The organism is Bifidobacterium mizhiense, from assembly GCF_020884755.1.
GTDB classification, from domain to species: domain Bacteria; phylum Actinomycetota; class Actinomycetes; order Actinomycetales; family Bifidobacteriaceae; genus Bombiscardovia; species Bombiscardovia mizhiensis.
Map to the genome: position 1 here is coordinate 31427 of NZ_BPWE01000002.1, position 12250 is coordinate 43676.

The window sequence follows — 12250 nt, forward strand, 5'->3', positions numbered from 1 at the left end:
CGACTTGGGGATTTTCATCATCGAGCCACCTGTTTGGGGAAAGGGGTTCGCAGCCATCATGCACCATAGGGATGCTTCTACCCAGCCATGCATTGCCGTGAGCCTTCTGCTTGCCATCATCCTGATCGCAAGTCTGATCATGGGCAGCCTCGCCACAGCCGACACTGACACCAACACCAACACCGACACAAGCCAGCCAACGCTGCAGGCCACGCCGACGACACCCCAGTCCCCATTGACACCAACACCCTCGCCACTGAACACCATACCCGAACACGATCAAACACCTGACAGCCGCCCCCAGGCACGCTCAACAAGGCACACCGTCACCTTCGACAGCGCCGACGGCAGCAGCATCGACCCTCAAAACGTCGATGACGGCGCACTGGCCAGCCGGCCCGCCAAGGACCCGACCCGGGACGGCTACCTGTTCGACGGCTGGTTCACCGGCAATCTTGCCTACGACTTCACCCAACCCGTCACTGCAGACCTCGCCCTGACCGCCCACTGGACCAAGGGAACCAGTGCCTGGAGCCTCTCCCCCACCTCCGGGTCAGCCGCCGGAGGCGACAAAATCACCTTGGTCCCACCCGCCAAACCCGGCGTACGATTCAGCCACATCAGCTCGGGTCTATGGCATACCTTGGCGATAGGCTCGGACGGCAACCTCTACAGCTGGGGACAAAACAAAGCAAGTCTGGGACGCGACACCAATAAGATACCAGCCACCGCACCGAGCAAGGCGCCAGAAGGCACCCCAGGCCTGGTCACCCCGCCGACCGGCGTCCACTTCACCCAGACCAGCGCAGGAATGAGCCTTTCCCTGGCCATGGGCTCGGACGGCAACCTCTACAGCTGGGGACTAAACGACAACGGGCAGCTGGGACGCAGCACCACCATCACGCCAGCTGACAGACCGGGCCTGGTCACCCCGCCGACCGGCGTCCACTTCACCCAGTTCACCGCCGGATACTCGCAATCCCTGGCCATCGGCTCGGACGGCAACCTCTACAGCTGGGGAGACAACAGCCGAGGCCAGTTGGGACGCGACACGGGATCATCGACCTACGACGCCACGCCAGGCAGAGTGTCAATGCCGACAGGCATCACCTGCACCCAGATCAGCGGGGGAACCTTCTATTCCCTGGCTCTGGGCTCGGACGGCAACATTTACAGCTGGGGAGACAACACTCAGGGCGAACTCGGACGCAACACCAACAGCGAACAGCCAGGAACCCTGCCGAACAAAGTGATCCTGCCGAAAGGCGTTACGAAATACACCGCGATTGCCGCACAGGGATGGTGTTCTCTGGCCATGGGCTCAGACGGCAACCTCTACAGCTGGGGTTACAACAGCTACGGCCAGATGGGACGAGATACCGACACGCCAACACAAAACATCGATCCAGGCAAAGTGACACTGCCCACAGGCGTCACGAGATTCACCCAGTTCGGCGCAGGAAACCAACACACCCTGGCCGTAGGCTCGGACGGCAACCTCTACAGCTGGGGAAGCAACAAATTCGGCCAGCTGGGACGCGACGCCAACAGCTTGAGAAATGCCACACCGGGCAAAGTATCCCTGCCGGCAGGCATCAGCTGCATCCAGATCAACGCAGAAAATACCTCCTCCCTGATCCTAGGCTCGGACGGCAACCTCTACAGCTGGGGAGACAACAGCCGAAGCCAGTTGGGACGCACGACCACTGGTCATTCTGACGCCGACCCCGGCACAGTCACATTCCCCGAGGATCCCAGACCCGTCAGCGTCAGCTTCGGCGGGACGCCCGGCACCAACCTCATCGCCGAGTCAAACGGCACCTGGAGCGTCACCACGCCCCAGCATGCAGCAGGCAAGACCGATGTCACCATCATCTGGGGCATGAACGGCCAGCAGCCCGACACCCACCTGACCTACCGATACATGAACGCCTACCATGTCACTTTCTCTTCCGACAGTGACTCCCCTACAGCACCCTCGGGCATGCCCGGACCCCAGTCCGTCACCGAAGGCAGGCAGGCCACACGCCCGATCGCAGACCCAACCAAAGACGGCTTCCTGTTCGACGGCTGGTTCCTCAAGGACTCAAAAGGCGAATCCAAGGTGGCTTATGACTTCAGCCAGCCCGTCACCAGCAGCATCACCCTGGTCGCCCATTGGAGCCCTGTAGACATCGGCAGCTGGGCAATCAGCCCGAATAATGGCGATGCCCAAGGCGGCCAGCAGGTGACCATCACCCCGCCCAAAACCAGCCGGGGCATCCGCTTCAACCAGATAAGCGCCAGCGATAATTTTGCCGGTTTTTCTATAGGGGTGACCAGCGATGGGAATGCCTACGCCTGGGGCGGCAACGACTACGGGCAGCTGGGCCAGGATCCGAGTACGACGGCCACACAGTACGCGCCGACCAAGGTCCCCCTGCCTGACGGCGCAGCTACCGGGTTCACCTACACGCAGGTCGCCGCAGGCGGAACCCACGTGCTGGCCATCGGCTCCGACCAGACCGTCTACAGCTGGGGACAAAATCAATATGGCCAGCTTGGCGACGGCAGCACGCAAGACCACTCCAAGCCACAGCCCGTCAAGGGCCCAGACGGACAACCCTTCAAGGCCACCCAGGTGACCGCCGGATTCACCGACTCGGCAGCAATCGACCTGAATGGGCGCGTCTACGTCTGGGGCAGCGAAACCAAGGACCAGGACACCTATAGCGCGCCCAAACTGACGCCGGCCCTGGCCAAGGATCCCAGCGGCTCCGACAAGGGGCTGAAGGCGGTCCAGGTAAGCGCAAGATACAGCTTCCTCATGGCCTTGGACGCCGACGGCAACGTATACACCTGGGGATACAACAACCACGGACAGCTCGGCAACGGCCAAAGCACAGGAAAATACAGCACCGCATATGCTGCCGACCCGGCCCCCGTGCCCGATCCCAAGAACGCCAGCAAGACCTTTAAGGCCAGGATGATCAGCAGCGGTGAAGTCCACGCACTGGCCATCGGTCAGGACGGCACAGCCTGGGCATGGGGAATGAACGCGGATGGCCAGATCGGCGATGGCACGCTGACCGACCGGTCCACACCCACGCAGGTAAAAAACCCTGCCGATGCCAGCCAGGGATTTCAGGCCGCCCAAATCATCGCCGGAGCCACATATTCGCTGGCTATCGACCAGAGCGGCACAGCCTGGGGATGGGGAGAAAACACCTTTGATCAGCTGGGCAGCAACCAGGGCACCTCCGAGCTGCTCGTCCCCTCACAAGTGTCACCCCCCGCAGGCCAGGGCAACGCAGGCAAGGGGTTCACGGTCGCGCGGATCAGCGCAGGATCGGCTTGTTCCATGGCCATCGGTCAGGACGGCAAGAGCTACAGCTGGGGATACAACTACCGTGGGCAACTCGGCACCGGCAGCAACAGCGATACGAAGATCATTACGCCGACGCTGGTGGCGCTATATCCGCCGCCGCTGATTACCGGCGTCAGGTTCGACCAGACACCCGCCAACAGCCTGCAGCAGAACGCGGACGGGTCGGTCACCCTGACCACGCCAGCCCACAATCCGGGACTGTCTGACGTGATCGTGGACTGGTCCCTGGGCAGCGCCAACCAGACCCCGACCCACCTCAGCTACACCTTTAAAGGCATCCTCCCCCTCACAGGCAACACGGGGGCACTCCTTCTGCTCGCCTCAGGCCTGCTTGCCGCCGCCGGCGCCCTGGCAGCCGGACGCCACAGGCATGAATTCACTTCGCTCGAGTAAACGGCTTGGCCGCATCCCAAGAACGGCCCAGCCATAATGGGTGGCTCCGCACCCCCCAACATCAGGGAGCCACCCATTTTCATTTTTACCTCTGCGCCTAGAGGAAAATATCTGCTTCCCAACTTGACATAATATTTTTTACTCGTTTTATCCGAGTGTTGCTCCCCTTCAGACCCGAACCTGCATGCTAGCGTTCTTTCTAGCAACCGGGAACGTGCCCGGCATGCAGCCGATGAAAAAACTTGGGGTTTTCATCATCGGACCACCTTACCTTGGGAAAGGGGTTTGTAGCGATCATGTGCCATCCGGACGCGTCTTCCCGGTCAGCCATTGTTGTAGACCTTTTGAAGGTTATCATCATTCTTCCAGCCAGCATGATCATCGGCGGCCTCACTGCAGCCGACGCCATAGCGAAACCTATCAGCCCGGCCCAGCAAACAGACGCATCCGTCAGCACAACCACCGTCCGAGCACAGCCAGGTTCAACTTCATACCAGGTCGTCTTCGACAGCGACAACGGCAGCAGTGTCGACTCACAAACCATTGCCGAAGGCACCCAGGCCAATCGACCCGCGCAAGACCCGACCAAGGACGGCTACCTGTTCGACGGCTGGTTCACCAAAGACGCCAAGGGCGACTCCAAGGTCGCCTACGACTTCACCCAGCCCGTCACCACAGACCTCACCCTGACCGCCCACTGGACCAAGGGCACCAGCGCCTGGAGCCTCTCCCCCACCTCAGGGAAAGCCACAGAATACACCAGGATCACCCTGACCCCGCCCACCACACCAGACATACGCTTCAGCCACATCGTCCCAGCAAAAGAAGAAGGCTCCCAGGCCATAGCCTCGGACGGCAACCTCTACAGGTGGGGAGACAACAACTACAAATTGGGGACTCCTGAAGACGAAAAGCGCACGCCAAGCCTGGTCAACCCGCCGACCGGCGTCCACTTCACCCAGGTCAGCACAGGCTACACCCATTTCCTGGCCATCGGTTCAGACGGCAATCTCTACAGCTGGGGGAACAATGCCGACGGAGAACTGGGACGCGAAACTGTCAGCACAACACCAAAAGACAACCCCCAGATAGACAATCAGCCGAAGCTGGTCACTCCACCGGCCGGCGTCCACTTCACCCAAGCATGTGCAGGAAAATGGCATTCCCTTGCACTGGGATCGGACGGCAACCTCTACAGCTGGGGAGAAAACAAGTACGGCGAACTTGGACGTGACACGGGTTCTGCCATATACGACGTCAAGCCAGGCAAGGTGAACTTGCCGAAAGGCATCACAAAAATCACTCAAATCAGCGCAGGAACCTTCTACTCCATGGCTCTGGACTCGGACGGTGACCTTTACAGCTGGGGCGACAACACTTATGACGAGCTGGGACGCTACGCCGGCGGATATCCCTTCCGTGACCGTTCACCGCGCAAGATGACCATGCCGGCAGGCGTCAAAAAATTCACTTGGATCAAGGCTGGAGAGTGGACATCCCTGGCCACCAGCTCAGACGGCAGTCTCTACAGCTGGGGATGGAACGAATATGGCCAGCTAGGACGCAACACCGCCCCGGCGAGACAAGACCGCACACCGCGCAAGGTGACCATGCCGGCAGGCGTCACGAAGTTCACCAAGGTCAGCGCAGAACACAGGCATTCCCTGGCTTTGGGTTCGGATGGCAACCTCTACAGCTGGGGACTAAACGATTGCAAACAGCTGGGCCGCGACACCGGGTCAGCCAAATACGACGTCAAGCCGGGCAAAGTGCCTACACCAGCAGGTGTCGCACAATTCACCGAGGTCAGCGCCGGCTATTCCCACTCCCTGGCCATCGGCTCCGACGGTAACCTGTACAGCTGGGGACAAAACAAGTATGGCGAACTGGGACGCCCCACCAGCGGCAAGTACGACAGCAGCCCCGGCATGGTCGCATTCCCCGAGGATCCCAAGCCCGTTGACGTGAGTTTCAGCGGTACACCCGGAACCAACCTCGACCCCAACTCGGACGGCACCTGGAGCGTCACCACGCCCCCACATGACCATGGCAGAGTAGATACAGTCATCACCTGGAGGATGAACGGCGAGCGTCCAGACGCACACTTGTCCTACAGGTACCTAGGCAATTATCTCATCGTTTTCGACCCCGACGGTGGCACTGGGTTCGGTTTCCAAATCGTCACTGAGGGAAACCGAGTGAAACGCCCCGCCAAGGATCCTACCTGGGATAAACACCTGTTCGACGGCTGGTTCATCGGCGACACAGCCTATGACTTCAGCAGGCCGGTCACCGACAAGGTGACTCTGACCGCCCACTGGAGCAGTGCTGAAAGCAACAGGTGGAAGCTCGACAAGGACAACGGGCCCGAGTCAGGCGGCCAGACCGTCACGCTGACTCCACCGCCAGCACGCGGCATCCGCATCAGCCAGGCTGACGGAGGAGATCTCCATTCCGCAGCCGTAGGTTCCGATGGAAGCCTCTACACCTGGGGAGACAACGCCCACGGTCAGCTGGGCCGTGACACCACCGAAAAGCAGGACAGTCATCCAAGCAAGGCGGAGGCTCCTGCAGGCGTCAACTTCGTCCATGTCAGCGCAGGCTACGGATTTTCCGTGGCCCTGGCCTCGGATGGCAGCCTCTACAGCTGGGGCGACAACAGCCGAGGCCAGCTGGGCCGTACCGTCACCAGCAACAACCCAGCCAACAGGCCCCACAAGGTTGAGGCCCCGGCAGGCATCACCTTCGTCCAGGCAAGCGCAGGCGGATCTCATGTCGTAGCCCTAAGCTCGGATGGCAACATCTACACTTGGGGAGACAACGGCGCTGGCCGGCTGGGCCGTGTCGTCACCAGCAGCACCCCCGCAGACAAACCCGGCAAAGCCGACACCCCAGCAGATGTCACCTTCACCAGTATCAGTGCAGGCCAGGGCCACACGGTAGCCGTGGACACGCACGGCGACGTCTACACCTGGGGCGACAACACCCACGGCGAACTCGGTCGCAGCACCACCAGCACCCCCGCAGACAAGCCCGGCAAAGCCGACACCCCAGCAGGCATCACCTTCACCCAAGCCAGCGCAGGCGAAAGCTACTCCTTGGCCGTAAGCGACGACGGCAGCATCTACACCTGGGGCAACACCGCCAATGGACAACTCGGCCGCGACACCAGCAACACCCCCGCAGACAAGCCCGGCAAGGTTGAAACCCCGGCTGGCATCACCTTCACCCAAGCCAGCGCCGGAGGTGCGCATTCCATTGCCTTGGGTTCCGACGGTAGTCTCTACACCTGGGGCGGCAGCGCCAAAACCTCGTCAGACAGGCCCAAGAAGGTGGATACGCCGGCAGGGATCACCTTCACCCAGGCCAGCGCAGGAGCATCGTACTGCCTGGCCCTGGGATCCGACGGCAACCTTTACAGCTGGGGAGACAACGCCAAGGGCCAGCTCGGCCGCGACACCACCGATACCCAGGCCGCCAGCCCGGCCAAGGACACCTTCCCCAGGCCTGGCATCCCCACGCATGTCCAATTCGACGACGTGGAAGCCTCCGACCTGACCAGGAACTCCGACGGCACCTGGACGGTGACCACGCCGGCACACATGCCCGGCACGTCAACCGTCACCATCGAATGGAGACTGAACGGAGCAGCCCAGACCCCAGACACCAGCAACACGTATCGGTACAACTCCATCAGCGTACTGCCCAGGGCCGGCGGAGGCGGCCTGCTTCCCCTGCTCATCGCAGGACTGATCGCCTTCGCATGCGCCGCAGCAGCCAGACACCACAGGCTGGAAACCCACAGCCGACAACAATAAAGACTTCCCTCGTGTAAGCAGGTCCGGGTTATCACTATCCCCAACACACTCCCGGACCACAAGGGTGGCCCCAACTCCCCCAACACAAAGGGGCCACCCATATACTTCCGCCAGAACGGCATCGGCCTTATCTGACTAGCGGCTTGTCCCTTCCAATCCTCGTAAAACAGGGGATAAGCCGCCGAGAAGGGCGGCCAGATCAGATTGGTGCCCTCAGTCATGCCTCGCTTTCCTTCGTCTGATCAGTCAGCCCGATTTGCTTCCAGACAGATAGGAGCATGGAAGTTGAAGCACTGGTTAGCGAAGCGACGCTTAACAGAAGGCGGGGTCTCCTTGCATTCGTGCGTCTAGCTTCGGCACATGTGTGTTGTCCGCTGACCGGGTGGTAGGGTGAAAAGCGGGGGATGTCGAGAAGACGACTGGCTTACGCCACGGTTCCTGCAATCTCGTGCAGGGTTGGCGGTGGCAAGCAGCATGACTTTCCGGCAGGAAGAACTTACGTAGGCAGGCGGTGTTGATACCGCTTGGTGTTTGGTGAAGGGGTTTTGGTTTCATGCATCTGGTTTCCCGTCTGCGTCGCATCACGGTGATGATGACCATCCTGCTGGGCCTGCTGGCAGGCCTGGGCGTCGCATCCGCCCAGGCGGACGCTCCCATACTCACCGGGGGGGGGGGGTCGTCAGACCCCTCGCGTAGCTGAGCAAACCCCCGGCATTTCCTCCAGCAACGCAATCAGCACACCACTTCCCACACCATCACCTATAGAAGCCACCACACCATTAAGCTCAGCAACACCTAGTCCAGGCACTCCGTCATCGACGACGAAAACAACCGGCAGCGCAGACTCCGCTCCGGTTAAATCAGCTGAAAAGACGGATGATCAACCTTCACATATAGTGCGCTTCGACCCTGTTGACGGCAGCACACCCGCTCAGTCAACCGTGAAAACCGGTACTCTCTCCACTCCCCCGCGACAGAACCCTGAGCGTGATGGCTTCCGGTTCGACGGGTGGACACTCGACAACCAGCCTTTCGACTTCCAGACCCCAATCCTCCAGGACACGACCCTGAAAGCCCAGTGGACCAAGGTCACGGACTGGACGCTGAGCCCGGACCACGGGCCCGCCTCCGGCGCACGGCTGACCATCAGCCCACCCAGTCGACAGGAACCCTGCTACATCGGCATCCAAGCCGCAGGAAACCAGGTTATGGGCCTGACAGGCGACGGGCGCATCTACACATGGACGCAGGACGGCGCATCTAAACAGGTGCCCTTCTCCGCCCAGGCTCCCGACGGGTTCCACTACCTGCAGGTTGCAGCCGGCAGCCTATGGCAGGCCGCGCTTGGATCCGACCAGCAGATCTACACCTGGGCCAGCGGGCAAGCGACGCCCACCATCCTCGACACCGGCTGGAACACCGAGTTCACCAGTATCAGCATGAACGATGATCGGCTCCTGGCTGTGGACCGGCAGGGCCAGGTCCACGCCTTCCAAAACAGCCAGAGAGACAGCCATGACACGAAGCCCGACGAACAGGAAACAACCAGCCTGCCCGGAAAGGCGCAGGCCGTCACTGTCGCTTCCGGCAGCCGGATCCTCATCGTGGACGCAAACGGGCGGGCATGGACCTGGGATACGAGCAACACCGGCAAAGCCAAGCCCGTGCGCGTCAAGCAGGACCCGGGCATGCGCATCATCCAAGCCCAAGCCCTCAACCATGGGATCCTGCTCCTGGACGCGGACGGGCAGGCCAATTACCTGGCCGACAGCACCAACAGTCTCACAGCCGTCAACCTGCCGGACAGCACGCAGACCAGCAGAATCACCGCCAACAAGGACCAGGCCATCATCACCGGCAAGGACGGCCGCCTCTGGGCGTGGAAGCCCGGAGATGCACCCAAGCGCGCGGACAAGGAGGAACAGGCATACGCGCAAGCCGCAAGCACTGGCAGCAGGGTCACTGCCATCAGCAGGCAGGGCAACCTATACAGGTGGTTCTTGGACGGGCAGGGCCAGCCCGGCAGGCCAGCCAGACTCGACACCTTCGCCGCGCCCATCCTGGAATCAGCCAGCATGGACAGCCAAGCATTGACGCTCAGCAGGAACAACGGCTCATGGCAGACGGACATACCCGCCCACAAGCCGGGAGAAGCCGCCATCCTCATCACCGGAAGGCAGGACGGCCAGCCCTTCACCAGGAGCCTGAAGTACACGGTCAACCAGACACTGACCAGAGATACCGAAGCAAAAGCCGGCTACACGGTCCACTTCAACACAGACGGTGGAAGCCCCGAACCCGAAGACCAGTCTGTCTCCTATCCATACGACAGGGTGAAGCGGCCCTCTCCCGACCCAACGCGTAAAGGCTTCCTGTTCGACGGATGGTTCATCGGCGAAGTCGCCTACGACTTCAGCAAGCCCATCACTAGGAACCTCACCCTCACCGCCAAATGGACATCTGAAGACCCGGACAACACGTGGAAGATCAACCCTAGTATGGGCAGCCAATTGGGCGGACAGCAGACTACCATCACCCCACCAGCCAACCGCAGCGGAATCAAATTCAGCCAGGTTAGCGGATCGGAAAACGGCAGTTTTTCCTTAGCTGTGGGCAGCGACGGGAACGCCTACGCCTGGGGAGACAACAGATACGGCCAGCTCGGCAACGGGACGTTCGCTACCCGAACTACGCTCGTCATGGTGCAGAAGCCTGATCGCAAGACGTATCCGGACGTGCCGGCGAATTTCACCTACGTGCAGGTCAGCGCCGGAGGCGAGCATTCGCTGGCCCTGGGCAGCGACGGATACGTATACGCGTGGGGAGACAACAGCTACGGCCAGCTCGGCAACAACAAGGGCGGCTACAATATGCGCTCGAATGTTCCTGTGCGCGTGCACGACCCCAACAGCCCCTCCGATCCGAGCAAAGGGCTGAAAGCCGTACTGTTAAGCGCTGGATGGGAACATTCGCTGGCCATCGACACGAAAGGGGACACCTGGGCATGGGGATACAATTGGAGTGGTCAGCTCGCCAACACTACCCACAATCGCACTTACAAAGCGAATCCTGTCCCTAAACAAGTGTTGCTTAATCCCAAAGACGCAAGTACAAAGCTGAAAGCTACGCAAGTAAGCGCCGGATATTTGCATTCGCTGGCAATTGACGAGGAAGGGAACATCTGGGCATGGGGAGACAATTGGAAAGGCCAGCTCGGCAACGGCACTATCAGCGACCAAAACGCCCCGAATCCTGTTCCCAAACAAGTGTTGCTTAATCCTAATGATGCAAGCACAGGGCTAAAAGCCGTACAGGTGAGCGCTGGATATCAGCATTCTTTGGCAATTGATGAGGCGGGGAACACCTGGGCATGGGGATCCAATGAAAGTGGCCAGCTCGGCAACAACACTACAAGCAATCAGTATTCCCCCAAGAGGGTGCTTGCTTCCGCGCAATCCACAGCTTTGGTAGGCCCGTGGCTGAATGCAGTACAAATCAGTGCCAATCGGGATCATTCTTTGGCAATTGATGAGGCGGGGAACACCTGGGTATGGGGATCCAATGCGTATGGTCTACTTGGCAACAACACCACAAGCAATCAGTGTACCCCTGTGAAGGTGCTCGCCTCCGCGCAATCCACGAGCACGGTCGGACCCTGGCTGAAATCTATACAAATCAGCACCGGTCCGTATCATTCGCTGGCGATTGACACGGACGGAAACGCCTACGCCTGGGGATGGAACGGCTCTGGTCAGCTCGGCAACGACAGCATCCCCACAGGGCAATATAACAGTAAAGCTCAGAGTAGTGTTCCTGTGCCGGTGATGCTCAACCTGCAGCCAGTGATCACCGGCGTCAGATTCGACCAGACCCCCGTATCAAGCCTGACGCGCGGCGAGGGCGGCAGCGTGACCGTGCTCACGCCCGCGCACCAGCCGGGCACGGTCACCGTCAGCGTGGACTACACGCTGGGCGGCGCACCCCAAACGCCGGACACCTCCCTCCGATACACGTACCTGCCTGCAGGTGTGCTCCCAAGGGCCGGAGGGGAAGGCATCCTGCTCGCCCTGGCCACCGGCATGACCGGCATGGGCGGAGTCCTGGCATCCCGCCGCCACAGGAGAGAACAACACAGGCTGTCACACGCTTCACTCGAGTAAGAGCGGCCGGGCGGCGTATCAATCCCCCCGCCCCCGGCGCATACAGGGGGAGCAGGGAGGAAACGTGTCAATCAAGGCTCAAACCCCAAGAGAGCCGACACTTCCCTCCCGCGCCCCCACCACACTTATTTAACCGCCAATGACCATGACGCCGGCCAAGCCGGTTCATTCTCATGGTCCGATCATTCATACCCATAACACGGTCCGGCTGCATTTGAGGCAGCGCGACAAGCACAGCCGAAAGAATAGACGAGCGCATGAAGCCTTCTCAGGCATAGCTGACCTAAGCAATCAGCATCAAGACCAACAGACCTGGCAGAGGACGATGCGGCCTCACGCCCCGCCAGCGCAATCGAACCACACATATACGCGCTTCCGCCGGACCGGCATTGGCGCCATCCATGAAGCCACAAGGCAGGACAGCCCCGCCTGCCAGATCAGCCTGATCCCGGCAAGCTCCCAGACCCCTGCCAGTGCGATGCGGTGGCGGCGGCCAGCTGACAGACCCCGCA

General features: G+C 60.8%; 2 protein-coding genes and 1 pseudogene. All 3 read left to right on the forward strand.

The annotated features are described in order from the left end of the window. Positions 1–58: 58 nt before the first annotated feature. The 3 genes and pseudogenes from LPC22_RS03765 (at position 59) to LPC22_RS03780 (ending at position 11738) form a co-directional block, all read left to right on the forward strand. On the forward strand, positions 59–3760 hold the full coding sequence (locus tag LPC22_RS03765) for an RCC1 domain-containing protein (protein WP_505661125.1): 3702 nt from the start codon (positions 59–61) through the stop codon (positions 3758–3760). Positions 3761–4134: 374 nt separating this feature from the next. Further along, a complete protein-coding gene (locus LPC22_RS03770; RefSeq protein WP_229132396.1) occupies positions 4135–7578 on the forward strand; it encodes an RCC1 domain-containing protein in 3444 nt (1147 codons plus the stop codon). A 553-nt stretch (positions 7579–8131) separates the two neighbouring features. Beyond that, a pseudogene (locus LPC22_RS03780) lies at positions 8132–11738 on the forward strand (RCC1 domain-containing protein). The last annotated feature ends 512 nt before the right edge of the window (positions 11739–12250 follow it).